Genomic DNA, 17,347 nt, shown 5'->3' on the forward strand with positions numbered 1-17,347 from the left:
TAATAACGTTATAGCTATTCTTAAAATTTTATTAGGATAGGAGAGTGTGTTTATGTATTGTAAAGTTTGTGGAGAGAATCTTAAACCAGATGCTAAATTTTGTGAAAATTGCGGAACGAAAGTAGTAAAAGAGGCTGAAGCTGGTTCTAAGGGTGATATAAAAAATTGTGCTGAACCAATAAATAAAAAAGTAGAAATTGAAGAAACGAAAACTTCAAAAAAGAAAATTATTGTCGGAGTAGTTGTTGCTTTAGCAATTGTTGGAATGATATTTTCTCCTACGAGTAAAGTCACAACTGCTATACCAAAAGAGCATAGGGAGTTTTTAGCTAAAATTGGCTTAAAAGTTCCTGCTGATAATCAAATTAGCTTTACTGATGAAAATGGTAAATTACATTGCTATAAAATTTTATATCAAGATGGTGAGCAAGGGGATACTACTGTATTTGTTGATAATAAAGGAGCCATTGATAAAGTAAACGTATCCCATAAAGCTGAAAATTGCAATGGGTCGTTTAATTTAGTGGAAAATGGAAATGTTCTTGGCTCTTATAACGATATGTTAGCTAAGCATAAATTAGCAGATGCGCAGGCTGAACAAGAAGCTAAAGCAAAAGCAGTTAAAAGAGAAGCAACCGCAAGAGAAAATGCTAAGGATTTAGGGTGTACTTTAGAAGAATATAAAGAACATTTTGGTCCTATGCTCAGTGCTGGTTTTGACAAGGGAAGACTAGATGTATGGTATAGTGATAGCTCTTCAACTTCAGTTAATACATATGGAAAGCATATACAATATGTTCTCTATTTGGTTGGCCGTGGTAAAAATGGCAAGAGAGTTTATGTGAGTGTATATGAGTATTCAGACAAACCTGGAGATTATCAGATTGATGTTATGAATGCTCCTAATGAATAATTTTACAAGGGGGAATATATATGCCGTTTTGGGATACTGATTACAAAAAAGAAGCGATGAAAACTAAGGCTGCAAAGGAAGCTGCCGAACAAAAAGCAGCTGAGGCTAAGCAAAAAGCTCTTGAAGCTAAACAAAGAGCAGCTGAGTATCGGCAAAAAGTAAATGCCATAATTGTTACAACTGGTGACTTAAAAGAGGATTATGAAATTATTGGTCCGGTGTTCTTTCAGGTTTCTAATAAAGGATTGTTTAGCAGTACGTTAAGTGAACTCATAAATAAGTATAGCGCGGAAATTGAAGAGATGAGAAATAGTGCTTTAATAAATAAAGAAAGAATAGACTGGGGCGGTTTGTGGGGACAACGTTCTGTCGGGCAGAATGATTTCGAAAAAGCATTTTTTGTTGCTGTACAAGAATTAAAGAAAAGAGCAGTAGTGCTTGGAGGAGATGCTATCGTTTCTATGCGTCAGGATATAGATCTTGATACTAATGGGGTTCAATTTTTTTATTTGCAGATATATGGAACTGTTGTAAAAAGAATAAATAAGTAAAATTTTCCAGCTCCCCTGCTCTACGCTCGCGTAAGGCTGGGGAGATTTTTGTAAAAACAAAAAACATACAACACAAACTTCACAGTTTGTTCGTTGTATGTTTAGATTCGGTATGATAAAATACTATGCAAGACGACCGTGTTGCAGGGTGGCATTGCCGAAATTCTTAGGAATGGAGGTGATGTCTATGGTATATTTCAGTTTTCAGGACTTAATGTCCTTTGGAATTTTTATCGTAGTGTTGCTGACGTTCATTTGGATTGTTAACATATGACTTTAGCAGTAAGAAGTCTGAAGATGTGTATTATAAAATTTTGGCAGTGCAAGGCTCGTCACTCCTTGACTTATCACATTGTCTAATGTATAATATTAGCGTTTATTGATATTTGCTAACGCGATGAAAAAGACAGTAGCTTGCGGCGCAGGTTAAGCGAGCCGGGGTATGGTGCAAGCCCGGACGAAGTAAAGCAGGTGAAAATCACTTTGGAGTGGATGCGGCGAACCTGAGTAGCTGCATACGGGAGCGCCCGATATTGCGCACACGAGTGGCGTGCGGCAAAGGCTGTCGTCATGAGGGTGGTACCACGGAGTACACGTTTTGTTAATGATGCATGATACGCATGCGTATTAATCGTTGTTAGTCTACAGCTTCGTCCCTTATCTGAGGGACGAAGCTTTTTTTATTATTGCTATATTTTTTTGTTTAATAAAATTGGAGGTTATTAGTAATGGACTATGGTAAAACACTGAATCTGCCCGAAACAGAGTTCCCTATGCGTGCAGGTCTGCCGCAACGCGAACCTGATTTTCTGAAATTCTGGGAAGAAAACGATATTTATGGCAAAAAGCAGGCTCTGCATGCAGGCCACAAGAAATTTGTTCTGCATGACGGCCCTCCGTATGCAAACGGCAAAATCCACATGGGTCATGCCCTGAACAAAATCTTAAAAGATATCATTATGAAATACAAATATGCTCGCGGCTTCGATACCCCGTATGTTCCCGGCTGGGATACTCACGGCATGCCGATTGAGCACGCTGCTATCAAAGAGCTGGGCCTGAACCGCAATGAGCTGGATCCGCTGACTCTGCGCCGCAAATGCCACGACTTCGCTCTGCAATGGGTTGATATTCAACGCGAAGACTTCAAACGTCTGGGCGTTCTGGGTGATTGGGAAAATCCGTACATCACTCTGCATCACAGCTTTGAAGCTGAGCAGATCCGTGTATTCGGTACTATGGCTAACAAAGGCTATATCTATAAAGGCAAAAAGACCGTTTACTGGTGCCCGCACTGCGAAACCGCTCTGGCTGAAGCAGAAATCGAATATGGCGAGCAAAAAACTCCTACTATCTTCGTAAAAATGCCGCTGGTAAAAGACAACGGCCAAACTCCGGAAGCTGCTAAAGGCAAAAAGGCTTACATGGTAATTTGGACCACCACTCCTTGGACCATGCCTGCCAACGTTGCTGTTGCTCTGAACCCTGCTCTGGAATATGCCTGGGTTGAATGCGAAGGCGAAGTTCTCTTCATGGCAAAGGACCTGCTGGCTCAGGTTGGCGCTGTCTGCCATAAGGACCTCAGCAATATCCTCGGCACTACTCTTGGTAAAGATATGGAATTCGCTGAATGCGTGCATCCGTTCCCTGAATACAACAACCGCCGTTCTCTCGTAGTTATGGCTGACTATGTAACTACCGAAGCCGGTACCGGCTGCGTACATACCGCTCCCGGTCATGGCGATGTCGACTTTGAAACCGGCCTGAAATACAAGCTGCCGATTCTCTGCCCGGTTGATTCCCAAGGCAAGCTGACCGAAGAAGCCGGCGAACGCTTCAAGGGCATGTTTGTATTCGACGCTAATATCCCGGTACTGAAATATCTGGCTGAGCTGAACTGCTTGCTGGGCAAAGAAAACATTAAGCACCAATACGCACACTGCTGGCGCTGCAAAAACCCGATTATTTTCCGCGCAACCTCTCAATGGTTCGCTTCTATCGACGGCTTCCGTGATGAAGCACTGAAATCTATCGACGATGTACAGTGGATTCCTTCCTGGGGCCAACAACGTATCCACAACATGGTAAGCGACCGTCACGACTGGTGCATCAGCCGTCAGCGTGTATGGGGCGTTCCTATCCCGGTATTCTACTGCGATAACTGCGGCGAGCATCTGATCAACGAAGCTACCATCGATTCCGTTGCCAACTGGTTCGAAAAAGAAGGCAGTGATGCATGGTGGGCTCACACTGCAGAAGAGCTGCTGCCGGAAGGCACTGTCTGCCCGAAATGCGGCGGTAAGCACTTCCATAAGGAAAGCGATATCATGGACGTATGGTTCGACAGCGGTTCCTCTCACATGGCTGTTGCCGCAAAACGTCCGGAGCTGTCCTGGCCGGTTGCTATGTACCTCGAAGGCAGTGACCAGCATCGTGGCTGGTTCCAGTCCTCTCTGCTGACTTCCGTTGCTGTTGCAGGCCGTGCTCCGTACGAATCCGTACTGACTCATGGTTATGTAGTTGACGGCGATGGCCGCAAGATGTCTAAATCCGTAGGTAACGTTATCGTTCCGCAGGACGTAATCAAACAATACGGCGCTGATATCATCCGCCTGTGGACTGCTTCCTCCGATTACAAGGCAGATATCCGTATCTCCCCGAAAATCCTGAAGCAGCTGGCTGAGGTATACCGCAAAATCCGTAACACCATCCGTTACATCCTGGGCAACACCAACGATTTCAACTACGAAACAGATGCAGTTCCGTTCAACGAAATGCTGGAGCTTGACCAATGGGCTCTGATGCATCTGCAGCTGCTGAAGAAGGAAGTTACCGCTGCTTACGAAAGCTATGATTTCCATGTACTGTATCATGCAATCCACAACTTCTGCACCGTTGAAATGTCCAGCTTCTATCTGGATATCCTCAAAGACCGCCTGTATGCTTACAAGGCTGACAGCAAAGAGCGTCGCAGTGCACAAACCGCTATGCATGAAATCCTCATGGACCTCATCGTTATGCTGTCCCCGGTACTGAGCTTCACTATGGAAGAAGTATGGCAGTTCATGAAGAAACCTGCTAATGCTCCGGAATCCGTACAAATGCTGCCCTGGCCGGAAGTTAAGGAAGAATACATCAACGAAGAGCTGGAAACTAAATGGGATAACTTCATTGAAATTCGCAGCGAAATCACCAAGGTGCTGGAGCTGGCTCGTCGTAACAAACAAATCGGTCACTCCCTGGACGCTAAGGTTGAGCTGCATGCCGAAGGCGAAGCTCTTGCTATCCTGAAATCCGTAGAAAAAGACCTGGCAACTCTGCTGATTGTTTCTCAGGCTATTATTGTTGAAGGCGCTGCCGAAGGTGCCGAAGCAACCGGCCGCGAGGACCTGAAGGTTACCGTTGCTGCTGCCGAAGGCCACAAGTGCGAGCGTTGCTGGATTTACAGTGACGAGGTTGGTCAGGACGCTGAGCATCCGACTCTGTGCAAACGCTGCGCTGAAGCAGTTAAAGATTGAGTATAAGGCATCGTCTTTGCATAAAGTTGTAGCTGACATAAAATAAATACTTAAAGCCGTCGTATCATGTGAATTTTGCGGTTCTTTGTCAAGTTTTGGGGTATTCAAGACTTTAACATCATAGACCTAGACAACACATAATTATTTTTGCAATTCAACTAGCCTCTAGTATATTTATATTGGAGGCTGGTTTTATTTTTCTAAAATAAGACATAGTTATCCTAATGCATTTTCACAATATTTTATTGCAGATACAGTATTCTGTTACAAAACCTATCGAAATTCTGCACACCATAGCTGATTCGCTTCAATACTTTTATTTTATTATTACTGCCTTCAATAAAACCATTAGAAACTCTTTCGCCAATTATATTTGCGATTTCAGTTTTCCAATTACTAAAAGTCGTAATGCAATGCCTGAATTCAGGAAGTGATAAATCCGCAGCCAACAATAACCACTTTCCCAGTTCTTTTTTTGCTTCAGTTCTTGTTTGTTTCCTGAACACTTCATAAAAACGTTCTTTCAAAACATATGCTTTTTCAAGATCGTAGGATGAGTTAAGCATCCGAGCTAACTCTATTTTATCTTCATCTGTCAGCTTGTATTCCGGCTTAAGCAAAAGATAAAGACTTCGCTTGAACCATTTCCTTTTTGTTGCATGAAATTCTTTCTGGATGCGTTTTCTAACGTTTTCCAGGCTGTTTATAACTGCTCTGATAACATGAAACTTATCTGCTACTATCTTGGCTTCTGGAAACATGGACTTGGCAACAGAGCTGAACAAAGTACTTAAGTCCATAATTATCTTCTTGACCGCAGCACGTTCTTTATATGGATATTCCAAGAAATGTTTACAAAGATTCTCCATATTGCGACTCGGCAGAATATCTATTACTCGATGTTTTACAGGATCTGCAATATTGCACTGGAATTTTTCACCACCGGCATTACCTCTTAATTCATCTATTGCTATGCATTCCGGTAACTTAGGATGAGGGTAATTGAGATTGTCGAACCATCTTATTATACTGGTTACAGATACGCCAAATCTCTTAGCTATTGATGAAAAGCTCTGCAAGCAGAAAGTTTCTTTGATTGATTCAAGATAAAGCCTGTCTGGAAAATGGCAATATCTTTTTATATATGGATTTTCTTCAGTAAAAGTAGTATTGCAGTTTTTACAAATATAACGTCTTTTTCTTATTGTGACAATTAACGGCTTGCCTAAAACAACTAAATCTCTAACCGTTTGAAGTCTGTAATCCTTAATATAAGTAGTACTATTACCGCAGTGAGGACAACGATGTTCTTTCACAGGCATCTCTATAAAGGCTTTATATGATCCTGTTGATTAATCTTCCTCAAAGTATTTTGTGTTTACCCCTTTAAAAAAAGGAATGGATTGTGTATAATTGTCATGAAGCATAAGGTGTCTGGTCTCCTTTGTAGATTGTATTGTTTTGGTCGATGATATTTTACTACAATTCCAGCATTTTATGCTTTATTTTTTGCCTAAAAAATAAGTGTTGGAAGTATTGACTTAATTCAAGCCAATACCCCAACACTTATTATAGAACCAATTTTGCTGATACGGCGGCTTTTTTGCTACAAATTTTACAAAAAAATATTTTGCTTTATCGCCTATGTATGGTACAATACTGTTAATATTATATATTTTACGGAGGTGAAACTGTTTTTCTGCAATCTGCAGGATTACAGAGATTTTTGGACTATCTCATATGTTTGTTTAATGTTATAGCGATTTTATTTTTGGTGGCGCTGAACGGCTTTTTCGTTGCTTCGGAGTTTTCTATTGTCAAGGGGCGTCCTTCGCGTCTTGATGCGCTGATTAAAGAAGGCAATACTAGGGCAGAAAGCGCTAAGCAGGTAACGGAGCATCTTGATGCCTATCTTTCGGTTACGCAGCTTGGTATAACTATTGCTTCGCTGGGCTTAGGCTGGATCGGTGAACCGACAGTGGCTAAGCTGATGCATCCTGTATTTAATCTGCTGCAGCTGCCGCCGCAAGTTGAGCATACAATAGCCTTTGTTGTCGGCTTTGGTGTTATCACTGCTTTGCATATTGTTTTAGGCGAGCTGGTGCCTAAATCATTGTCTATTCAAAAGACAGAGCAGATTGTTCTGTTTGTGGCAGCTCCGCTGATTCTGTTTGATAAGCTGATGTATCCGGCAGTATGGTTCCTCAATCACGTTGCCAACTGGGTACTGCACAAATTGGGCGTTGAGGCTGCAAGCGAAGCAGAAGAGGCACACAATGAGGACGAAATCCGCATACTGATGGAAGAAAGCCATAAGCATGGCTATATTGATAAAACAGAGCTTACTTATCTGGACAATGTCTTTGACTTTTCCGACCGTCGTGCCAGCGATATCATGGTGCCGCGTACCGATATGATCTGCCTGTATCTGGAGGATTCCTGGGAGGATAACATCAAGACGGCGCTGGAGGAGCGCATGACACGTTATCCTATATGTGATGAGGACAAGGACCACATTATCGGCTTTTTGCATATCAAGGATTTGCTGCGCAGCTTAAATGCCGGCGAGCGTCCTGATTTGCGCAGTCTGGCGCGTAAGGTGCTGCTGGTGCCGGAATCTCTGCCTATCAGCAAGCTGCTGCGCATTTTGCAGAAGCATCGCAGCCAGCTGGCAATTCTGGTTGACGAGTACGGCGGTACTGCAGGTATGGTTACCGTTGAGGATATTCTGGAGGAAATCGTAGGCGAAATCCAGGACGAGTTTGACGAGGAACGTCCGGAGGTAGAAGAAAAGGGCAGTAAAACCTATTCTGTCGATGGCAAAATGCTGCTGGAGGATGTTAACGATACCTTTGAGCTGGCCTTAGATACCGAAAACTGTGATACTATCGGCGGCTGGGTTTACTCTCAGCTTGATTATCCGCCTAAGGTGGGGCAGAAGGTGCAGACACCTGCTGCAGCCTTTACGGTAGAGGAGATTGACAAGATGCGTATTGTGCGTGTCGGTATCCAGCTTTTGCATGAGCCGGAAAAGATTCACGAGGAGCTTCAGGAAGAACACCTGGAGGATGTAAAATAATATCTGCATAAAAAGAGAGCACGCTGAGATTGATTTCTCAGCGTGCTCTTTAGCGTTGTGCTTATAAATCGTGGAATTTCATACCGATGTTGCTGTGACGCAGGAAGTTAAGAGTTACCTCAGGGAAGGAGGCATAGCTTAAAACGTCTTCAATCGGTGCGTTGGGGAAGCCTTCCTCAGCCAGCTTTTCGCGCAGCTTTTTCATTTGCGGCGGAATATCGTCGGCAGGACGGTGGTCGATTTGCGGTGCGTCACCGATGGCCAGGCGTTTAACCTCAGGGTCAATCGGTCCCGGAGTACGGCCGTATTTGCCAAGGATTAAATCTTTAACCTCGCGGGGAATCATCTTATAGCGTCCAAGTGCAACGTTCAATACGGACATAGAGCCTACAATCTGGCTTGTAGGAGTAACCAGCGGCGGATAACCGAGCTCGGCACGCACGCGCGGCATTTCCTCAAGCAGCTGCGGATATTTGTCGGCAACGCCCATTTCCTTCATCTGGTTCAGCAGGTTGGAAAGCATACCGCCCGGAATTTGGAAGGTGAGCACCTTGGGATCGATGGGGATGTTGGCGTTCAGGTTGAAATCATGGATAAGGTTCTTGCGTACATCCTTGAAATAATCTGCCAAGCTGTTGAGCTCTGCAAGCTTGAGGCCTGTATCGTAGGGAGTGCCCTCCAACGTTGCTACCAGAGATTCGGTGCAGGGCTGGCTAGTAGATTCGGAGAACGGAGAAAGTGCGGTATCAATCATGTCCGCACCGGCTTCAACAGCCTTCAGGTAGGTCATATCGCCCATACCGCTGGTGAAGTGTGTGTGCAGGTCGATAGGCAGGTCAAGCTCCGCCTTCAGTCTGCGGATAAGGCTTTCGGCAGCGTAGGGACGCAGCAGGCCTGCCATATCCTTAATGCAGATGGAATCTGCGCCCATCTGCGCCAGTTCCTTACCTAATTGAACAAAGTCCTTGTCCTGATGGTAGGGACTGATGGTATATACAATACAGCCCTGAACGTGTGCGCCTGCTTCTTTAGCGGCACGCATTGCGCATTCCAGGTTGCGGGTATCGTTAAGAGCATCGAAAATACGGATAATAGATACGCCGTTGTCAACAGAGCGGTTTACAAATTCGCGTACAACATCATCGGCATAATGGTTATAGCCCAAAATGTTCTGACCGCGCAGCAGCATTTGAATCGGGGTTTTGCGCAGATGCTTTTTAAGCGTGCGCAGACGTTGCCAGGGATCCTCGTTAAGGAAGCGCAGGCAGGAGTCAAAGGTGGCGCCGCCCCAAGCCTCTAAAGCATAGTAGCCGGCATTATCCAGCTGTTCCAGAGCCGGCAGCATGTCGCTGATGCGCATTCTGGTGGCAGCAAGAGACTGGTGGCCGTCACGCAGGACGGTTTCAACTATTTTTACGGGTTTCTTCTCCATGGCAGTACTCCTTTTATTAGTATAGTTAGTTAATTAAAGCTGATTTATAGCTGTAATTATTATAGCATAAATCTGTATTCATGTATACAATATACGGAAGTCTGAAAATAAAAAATGGTGGGCACACTTGGTGACCACCATAAAAGTGAATTAGTTACGAGGAGTAGGCTGGTTGCTGACAACAGGCTTGCCCATGATTTCGTTAACGCGGTCCTTCATGCTGCGTTTCTTTTTAGTTGGCTGGCTGCTTACTACAGGTGCCTGGTTGGCATTGCCTTCGGTTGTTACCGTAGCGGGAGCCTGTTTGTCTTTGTCCTTATCTTTATCCTTGTCTTTATCTTTGTCCTTGTCATCCTGCTTGATTTCAGGTTCCGGCGGAACTGCTACGCCAGGATTGCTGAAGCCGGTGCGCGGAGTGGAGGCCAGAGCGTTGACCATGAAATCATGCCAGATAGAAAGCGGAGCGCCGCTGCCGTACATGCGGTTCATGGATTTATTGTTGTCATCGCCAACCCATACAGCAGTACTGAGGTCGGGAGTGTAACCAACAAACCAGGCATCGATGTAGGTATCGGTAGTACCGGTTTTACCTGCTGCCGGACGGCCGATTCCCATGCCGCCTGCAGTGCCGCTGATAAGAACATCCTGCAGCATATTAGTAGTCAGGTAAGCGGCTTCGGCATCAATAACACGTTTGGCTTCAGGCTTAGCTTCGTACAGAACCTTGCCCTCGCGGTCAACAATTTTTAGCAGAGCAATAGGCTTGCAATACATACCGTTGCTTGCCAGAACGCCGTAGGCTGCAGCCATTTCCAGGGGATTAACGCCCTTGCTGAGACCGCCGAGTGCCATAGCAAGGTTTGCATCGCTGTAAGCACCGGAATCAACCAGAGTAGTAATACCCATTTTCTCGGCATTGCTGATAATTTTGCTTACGCCAACCTCTTGGGCTAGCTTAACGGTAGGCACGTTAATAGAACGTGCCAGAGCAGTACGCAGGCTTACCTTACCATGCCATGCTCTGTCGGAGTTCTGCGGCTTCCAGCCGGGAGAGAATTCTTCTTCCTTATCTTCAATAACGCTGGCCGGAGAATAACCGTTCTGCATTGCAGTCAGGTAGACAAAAGGCTTGAAGGCAGAACCGGGCTGACGTACTGCAAGAGTAGCACGGTTGAATTTATCCTGGCCGCGGCCGCCGATCATAGCTTTAACGTAACCGTTATGCGGGTCAACTGCAACCAGAGCCATTTGCGGCTGAGTCAGCTTCTTGCCGTCTGTATAATAGCCCGGCAGATGCTTCATGGCATTTTCTGCAGCTTTCTGCATATCCGGGTCTAAAGTGGTGTAAATCTTAAGACCGCCCTTATAGAGAGCATCTGCACCAACCTCTTCGATAACCTTTTGGGTAATCATATCGAAGAAATAGGAGCGAGGATCGGAATTGGTTTTATGTGTTGTGCTGAAGACAAGCTTTTCTGCTTTGGCAGCATTACCGTCGGCAGCAGAGATAAAACCGTATTTAACCATCTGGTCGATAACAAGCTCCTGACGTTTTTTACTTTCCTGCGGATTTTCGAAAGGATTAAAATAGTTAGGGCTTTTGGGGATAGCTGCCAGAGTAGCAGCTTCAGCGATATCCAGATTCTGAACATGCTTATTGAAGTAATACATAGAAGCACTTTCAATACCGTATGCACCCTGACCGAAGTAAATCTGGTTCAGATACATAGTGAGGATTTCATCCTTAGTATATTTGTGCTCAAGCTCCTTAGCGATAAAAGCTTCCTTAATTTTACGGATGATGGAACGTTCCTGGGTAAGGAAAGCATTCTTTGCCAGCTGCTGGGTAATGGTACTGCCACCCTGTACTTCGTGACCGCTTAATGTAGAAAGCAGAGCACGTGCAGTACCGCGGTAGTCAATACCGCCGTGTTCATAGAAGCGATTATCTTCAATAGCAATAAAGGCACGCTGCACATGCTTAGGAATCTTATCAATAGTAACAGGTATTCTGCGTTCTTCCGAAAGCGTAGTATAGATTGCGTTACCATTGATATCATAGAACTGTGAAGCAGCGTCCGGAATCAGTGTTTCATCCATATTAGGAGGTGCAAAAAGACTGGAGAAGCCATAAAGCACTGATGCTCCCATTATAATGAGGCAAACAACACTGATGACAATGAATTTTAGTACTTTAAACATTTTCTACCTCTTCTTCATTATATTGACTGCGCAGCCAATACCAAAGGCTGCAAATAGAAGTCATCTTATTATAGCATTTTCAGACAACTTTGTCATAGAATTATTGAAAACTCAGCGTATTTATTTTAAAGGAAAGTATGTAAAAGCATGCTCCGGAAGAATATGTGATGAATCGGCAGCGTTCGGATAATGAAGCCGGAAAGAAAAACAAGCAATAATTTAAGAAAAAATCTGCGGAACAAAGAAAAAATTTGCTGATTTTCAGCGTTTTTTATGGAAAAAACAGCTAAAAATCCTACTTTTTTTGAGATTTTTTGAAGAAATTTTAATGCCGATAAAGGCTATAATCAAGCATGCTTCTTTTTCCACGAATCCTAGTGTTTCACAAAAAATCTTAAAAAAGTAACAAAAAAGGTGTTGACATAATGCGGGTCACATGGTATTATATACAAGTCGACGCGATACGGCAACAAAACAAAAGCCAAAATCGCTAGGCACTGAACCTTGAAAACTGAACATTGAACCTAGAAAAAGCGAATGTGCGGGTCGAGCGTGAAAACGCAAGACCAAGTCAAATAACTTCTTTTTTAAATAATAAGAGCTAGATTAGTTCTTCAATAAACTTTATTGGAGAGTTTGATCCTGGCTCAGGACGAACGCTGGCGGCATGCCTAACACATGCAAGTCGAACGGAGAAAGTTCAACACCAAGTATTTCATCCGCTGAAGTATAGCGGTAAAAATTGCGAAGCAATTTTTACTACGCATTAAAAGCATGAACTAACACGGTGGTTGAAGTATTAGGTGTTGAACTTTCTTAGTGGCGAACGGGTGAGTAACGCGTGGGCAACCTGCCCTCTAGATGGGGACAACATCCCGAAAGGGGTGCTAATACCGAATGTGACAGCAATCTCGCATGAGGATGCTGTGAAAGATGGCCTCTATTTATAAGCTATCGCTAGAGGATGGGCCTGCGTCTGATTAGCTAGTTGGTGGGGTAACGGCCTACCAAGGCGATGATCAGTAGCCGGTCTGAGAGGATGAACGGCCACATTGGGACTGAGACACGGCCCAGACTCCTACGGGAGGCAGCAGTGGGGAATCTTCCGCAATGGGCGAAAGCCTGACGGAGCAATGCCGCGTGAGTGATGAAGGAATTCGTTCCGTAAAGCTCTTTTGTTTATGACGAATGTGCAGGTTGTGAATAATGACTTGTAATGACGGTAGTAAACGAATAAGCCACGGCTAACTACGTGCCAGCAGCCGCGGTAATACGTAGGTGGCGAGCGTTGTCCGGAATTATTGGGCGTAAAGAGCATGTAGGCGGTTTTTTAAGTCTGGAGTGAAAATGCGGGGCTCAACCCCGTATGGCTCTGGATACTGGAAGACTTGAGTGCAGGAGAGGAAAGGGGAATTCCCAGTGTAGCGGTGAAATGCGTAGATATTGGGAGGAACACCAGTGGCGAAGGCGCCTTTCTGGACTGTGTCTGACGCTGAGATGCGAAAGCCAGGGTAGCGAACGGGATTAGATACCCCGGTAGTCCTGGCCGTAAACGATGGGTACTAGGTGTAGGAGGTATCGACCCCTTCTGTGCCGGAGTTAACGCAATAAGTACCCCGCCTGGGGAGTACGTCCGCAAGGATGAAACTCAAAGGAATTGACGGGGGCCCGCACAAGCGGTGGAGTATGTGGTTTAATTCGACGCAACGCGAAGAACCTTACCAAGGCTTGACATTGAATGACCGCTCCAGAGATGGAGCTTTCCCTTCGGGGACATGAAAACAGGTGGTGCATGGCTGTCGTCAGCTCGTGTCGTGAGATGTTGGGTTAAGTCCCGCAACGAGCGCAACCCCTATCCTATGTTACCAGCGGGTAATGCCGGGGACTCATAGGAGACTGCCAAGGACAACTTGGAGGAAGGCGGGGATGACGTCAAGTCATCATGCCCCTTATGTCTTGGGCTACACACGTACTACAATGGTCGGCAACAGAGGGAAGCGAAGCCGTGAGGCAGAGCAAACCCCAGAAACCCGATCCCAGTTCGGATTGCAGGCTGCAACTCGCCTGCATGAAGTCGGAATCGCTAGTAATCGCAGGTCAGCATACTGCGGTGAATACGTTCCCGGGCCTTGTACACACCGCCCGTCACACCACGAAAGTTGGTAACACCCGAAGCCGGTGGGGTAACCGTAAGGAGCCAGCCGTCTAAGGTGGGGCCGATGATTGGGGTGAAGTCGTAACAAGGTAGCCGTATCGGAAGGTGCGGCTGGATCACCTCCTTTCTATGGAGTACATGAGCAAGGAAACTTGTTCGTACGACAAGTCGACGCACATTCGCTTAGGTTAATGTTTAGTTTTGAAGGTTCAAATCCTTCTAAAAGTTGGGGGCGTAGCTCAGCTGGGAGAGCACCTGCCTTGCAAGCAGGGGGTCAGGAGTTCGATTCTCCTCGTCTCCACCAACTTTCGGGCCTATAGCTCAGCTGGTTAGAGCGCACGCCTGATAAGCGTGAGGTCAGTGGTTCAAGTCCACTTAGGCCCACCAAATATTGTACCTTGAAAACTTCAAACAGAAGAATAAAAAGTCCTTGTTATTGATGAGATGACAAGGCACCTCTAATCAATGCGAAAGCAAAGAAAATGAGTTAACGAGATCTAGGAACGCAAAGTTCTTAGTAAGCTGAAAAAGTCAAGCTACTAAGGGCATACGGCGGATGCCTAGGCGCCATCAGCCGATGAAGGACGCGGTAAGCTGCGAAAAGCTACGGGGAACTGCAAGCAAGTATTGATCCGTAGATGTCCGAATGGGGAAACCCACCTGCCGTCATGGGCAGGTATCCGAAAGGAAGGGAACCCGGGGAACTGAAACATCTAAGTACCCGGAGGAAGAGAAATCAAACGAGATGCCCACAGTAGCGGCGAGCGAAGAGGGCAGAGGGCAAACCGGTGAGCTACGGCTCGCCGGGGTTGAGGACTGCATTTAGTCTCAATGGTCTATCCGAACTACCTGGAAAGGTAGGCAATACAGTGTAAAAGCCACGTAGGTTAAAGACCGGAGAGATGAGCAGTATCCAGAGTACCACGAGGCACGAGGAATCTTGTGGGAAGCCGGGGGGACCACCCTCCAACCCTAAACACTGAATGGCGACCGATAGCGCATAGTACCGTGAGGGAAAGGTGAAAAGAACCCCGGGAGGGGAGTGAAAGAGAACCTGAAACCGTATGTCTACAAGCAGTCGGAGCGAAAGCGACGGCGTGCCTATTGAAGAATGAACCAACGAGTTACGTGCACTAGCGAGGTTAAGTGGAAGACACGGAGCCGAAGCGAAAGCGAGTCTTAAGAGGGCGGATAGTTAGTGTACGTAGACCCGAAACCGCAGTGATCTACCCATGTCCAGGTTGAAGCGCAGGTAAAATTGCGTGGAGGACCGAACCTGTGAGCGTTGAAAAGCTTTAGGATGAGATGTGGGTAGAGGTGAAATTCCAATCGAACGCGGAGATAGCTGGTTCTCCCCGAAATAGCTTTAGGGCTAGCCTCAAGTAGTAAGTATAGGCGGTAGAGCACTGATCGGGCTAGGGGCCATAAAGGTTACCGAACCCTGTCAAACTCCGAATGGTTATACTGTAGAGCTTGGGAGTCAGACTACGAGTGATAAGATCCGTGGTCAAAAGGGAAACAGCCCAGACCACCAGCTAAGGTCCCCAATGTCGTACTAAGTGGAAAAGGATGTGGGGTCTCTAAAACAACCAGGATGTTGGCTTAGAAGCAGCCACCATTTAAAGAGTGCGTAATAGCTCACTGGTCGAGAGACCCTGCGCCGAAGATTACCGGGGCTAAAGTACGAAACCGAAGCTGTGGCTACGACATATGTCGTGGGGTAGGGGAGCGTTCTGTGAGGGCTGAAGTCGTTCTGTAAGGAACGGTGGACTTCACAGAAGTGAGAATGTTGGTATGAGTAGCGAAAAGAATGGTGAGAATCCATTCCACCGAAAGCATAAGGATTCCTGGGCAACGATCGTCGTCCCAGGGTAAGTCGGGACCTAATCCGAGGCATGGAGCGTAGGAGATGGACAACTGGCAGATATTCCAGTACCGGTAATGATTGTTTGAGCGATGGAGTGACACAGGAGGGCAGGCAGGCAGGAGATTGGTTGTTCCTGTACAAGCGTGTAGGATGGGACGCAGGCAAATCCGCGTCCTGTGAGTCTGAGGCGTGATGTGGAGGTTCCGGAAACGGAACTGAAGCTGCTGACCCCACACTGTCGAGAAAAGCTTCTAGTTAGAGAATTACCGCCCGTACCGTAAACCGACACAGGTATGCGGGGAGAGAATCCTAAGGTGCGCGGGAGAACCCTCGTTAAGGAACTCGGCAAAATGTACCCGTAACTTCGGGATAAGGGTAGCCGCTGTTGTGAAGTCTGAACAGACGGAGCATGAGGCGGTCGCAGAGAAGAGGCCCAAGCGACTGTTTACCACAAACACAGGTGCCTGCTAAAGAGAAATCTGACGTATAGGTGCTGACACCTGCCCAGTGCCGGAAGGTTAAGGAAGGATGTCCGGAGCAATCCAAAGCATTCGACCGAAGCCCCGGTGAACGGCGGCCGTAACTATAACGGTCCTAAGGTAGCGAAATTCCTTGTCGGGTAAGTTCCGACCCGCACGAAAGGTGTAACGATTTGGGCACTGTCTCAACGAGGGACCCGGTGAAATTGAAGTACCTGTGAAGATGCAGGTTACCCGCGACTGGACAGAAAGACCCCATGGAGCTTTACTGTAACCTGACATTGGGTTCTGATACATCACGTACAGGATAGGTGGGAGGCATGGAAGCGAGGACGCTAGTCTTCGTGGAGCCGCCGTTGGGATACCACCCTTGATGTATCGGAATTCTAACCGTAGGAGTAACGAAACTCGGGACAGTGTCAGGCGGGCAGTTTGACTGGGGCGGTCGCCTCCCAAAGAGTAACGGAGGCGCCCAAAGGTTCCCTCAGCGCGGCCGGAAATCGCGCGAAGAGTGTAAAGGCAGAAGGGAGCTTGACTGAGAGCCAAACACGGCAATCAGGTACGAAAGTAGGGCTTAGTGATCCGGTGGCATCCAAGTGGAAGGGCCATCGCTCAACGGATAAAAGCTACCCTGGGGATAACAGGCTAATCTCTCCCAAGAGTCCATATCGACGGGGAGGTTTGGCACCTCGATGTCGGCTCATCACATCCTGGGGCTGAAGTCGGTCCCAAGGGTTGGGCTGTTCGCCCATTAAAGTGGTACGTGAGCTGGGTTCAGAACGTCGTGAGACAGTTCGGTCCCTATCCATCGCGGGCGCAAGAGATTTGAAGGGGGCTGCTCCTAGTACGAGAGGACCGGAGTGGACGAACCAATGGTGTACCAATTATCTCGCCAGAGGTATAGTTGGGTAGCTACGTTCGGAAAGGATAAACGCTGAAAGCATCTAAGCGTGAAACCAGCCTTAAGATGAGATCTCTCATAGAGCAATCTAGTAAGACACCTTGGAGAAGACGAGGTTGATAGGTCGGGAGTGTAAGTACAGTAATGTATTCAGCGGACCGATACTAATATGTCGAGGGCTTGACTTGAAGCAAGGACCCGATTTGTCGCAAGCAAAGCGAAGCGAGAAATCGAAAAGGTCGTGCAAACA

At 46.5% G+C, this 17,347-nt stretch carries 7 protein-coding genes, 2 tRNA genes and 2 rRNA genes; 8 read left to right on the forward strand and 3 right to left on the reverse strand.

What is annotated here, in order from left to right:
• Positions 1 to 52: 52 nt before the first annotated feature.
• The 3 genes from M5E81_RS03690 to ileS all read left to right on the forward strand — a co-directional run bounded on the left by M5E81_RS03690 (position 53) and on the right by ileS (position 4,982).
• Positions 53 to 913, forward strand: a complete 861-nt coding sequence (locus tag M5E81_RS03690; RefSeq protein ID WP_009145828.1) for a zinc-ribbon domain-containing protein — start codon at positions 53 to 55, stop codon at positions 911 to 913.
• Positions 914 to 933: 20 nt separating this feature from the next.
• The gene (locus tag M5E81_RS03695; protein ID WP_009145829.1) at positions 934 to 1,464 is read left to right on the forward strand and encodes a hypothetical protein; all 531 of its coding nucleotides are present in this window, start codon (positions 934 to 936) and stop codon (positions 1,462 to 1,464) included.
• 728 nt (positions 1,465 to 2,192) lie between these two features.
• Positions 2,193 to 4,982 carry an isoleucine--tRNA ligase gene (gene ileS / locus M5E81_RS03700; protein WP_249747896.1) on the forward strand — a complete coding sequence of 930 codons (2,790 nt, stop codon included), beginning with the start codon at positions 2,193 to 2,195 and terminating at the stop codon, positions 4,980 to 4,982.
• Positions 4,983 to 5,224: 242 nt separating this feature from the next.
• Here ileS and M5E81_RS03705 read toward each other — a convergent pair whose 3' ends face one another.
• A complete protein-coding gene (locus M5E81_RS03705; RefSeq protein ID WP_249747897.1) occupies positions 5,225 to 6,298 on the reverse strand; it encodes an ISL3 family transposase in 1,074 nt (357 codons plus the stop codon).
• A 410-nt stretch (positions 6,299 to 6,708) separates the two neighbouring features.
• Between M5E81_RS03705 and M5E81_RS03710 the strand changes: the two genes are divergently transcribed.
• Positions 6,709 to 8,061: a hemolysin family protein gene (locus tag M5E81_RS03710; protein ID WP_249747898.1), complete on the forward strand. Its 1,353-nt coding sequence runs from the start codon at positions 6,709 to 6,711 to the stop codon at positions 8,059 to 8,061.
• 61 nt (positions 8,062 to 8,122) lie between these two features.
• Here the strand turns inward: M5E81_RS03710 and M5E81_RS03715 are convergent, their stop codons facing one another.
• Together M5E81_RS03715 and M5E81_RS03720 are read right to left on the reverse strand one after the other, a co-directional pair.
• Complete coding sequence (locus M5E81_RS03715; protein ID WP_249747899.1) at positions 8,123 to 9,493, reverse strand: pyruvate carboxylase subunit B; 1,371 nt, start codon at positions 9,491 to 9,493, stop codon at positions 8,123 to 8,125.
• A 150-nt stretch (positions 9,494 to 9,643) separates the two neighbouring features.
• Positions 9,644 to 11,695 carry a transglycosylase domain-containing protein gene (locus M5E81_RS03720; protein WP_249747900.1) on the reverse strand — a complete coding sequence of 684 codons (2,052 nt, stop codon included), beginning with the start codon at positions 11,693 to 11,695 and terminating at the stop codon, positions 9,644 to 9,646.
• Between the two features lie 624 nt (positions 11,696 to 12,319).
• On the opposite strand from M5E81_RS03720, the gene M5E81_RS03725 reads away from it, so the two are divergent.
• The 4 genes from M5E81_RS03725 to M5E81_RS03740 all read left to right on the forward strand — a co-directional run bounded on the left by M5E81_RS03725 (position 12,320) and on the right by M5E81_RS03740 (position 17,285).
• A 16S ribosomal RNA gene (locus tag M5E81_RS03725) occupies positions 12,320 to 13,977 on the forward strand.
• 101 nt (positions 13,978 to 14,078) lie between these two features.
• A tRNA-Ala gene (locus tag M5E81_RS03730) sits at positions 14,079 to 14,154 on the forward strand.
• Positions 14,155 to 14,160: 6 nt separating this feature from the next.
• A tRNA-Ile gene (locus M5E81_RS03735) sits at positions 14,161 to 14,237 on the forward strand.
• 142 nt (positions 14,238 to 14,379) lie between these two features.
• A 23S ribosomal RNA gene (locus tag M5E81_RS03740) occupies positions 14,380 to 17,285 on the forward strand.
• Together the 16S and 23S rRNA genes with 2 tRNA genes alongside form the textbook arrangement of a ribosomal RNA operon.
• Positions 17,286 to 17,347 lie beyond the last annotated feature (62 nt).

The sequence above is a fragment of the Phascolarctobacterium succinatutens genome, assembly GCF_023497905.1.
Classification (GTDB): domain Bacteria; phylum Bacillota; class Negativicutes; order Acidaminococcales; family Acidaminococcaceae; genus Phascolarctobacterium_A; species Phascolarctobacterium_A succinatutens.

What these genes read in the sequence shown, in the direction of transcription:
- M5E81_RS03690 (WP_009145828.1), top strand. Translation starts at nt 53, where the DNA reads ATGTATTGTAAAGTTTGTGGAGAGAATCTTAAACCAGATGCTAAATTT.
- M5E81_RS03695 (WP_009145829.1), top strand. Translation starts at nt 934, where the DNA reads ATGCCGTTTTGGGATACTGATTACAAAAAAGAAGCGATGAAAACTAAG.
- ileS (WP_249747896.1), top strand. Translation starts at nt 2,193, where the DNA reads ATGGACTATGGTAAAACACTGAATCTGCCCGAAACAGAGTTCCCTATG.
- M5E81_RS03715 (WP_249747899.1), bottom strand. Translation starts at nt 9,493, where the DNA reads ATGGAGAAGAAACCCGTAAAAATAGTTGAAACCGTCCTGCGTGACGGC.
- M5E81_RS03720 (WP_249747900.1), bottom strand. Translation starts at nt 11,695, where the DNA reads ATGTTTAAAGTACTAAAATTCATTGTCATCAGTGTTGTTTGCCTCATT.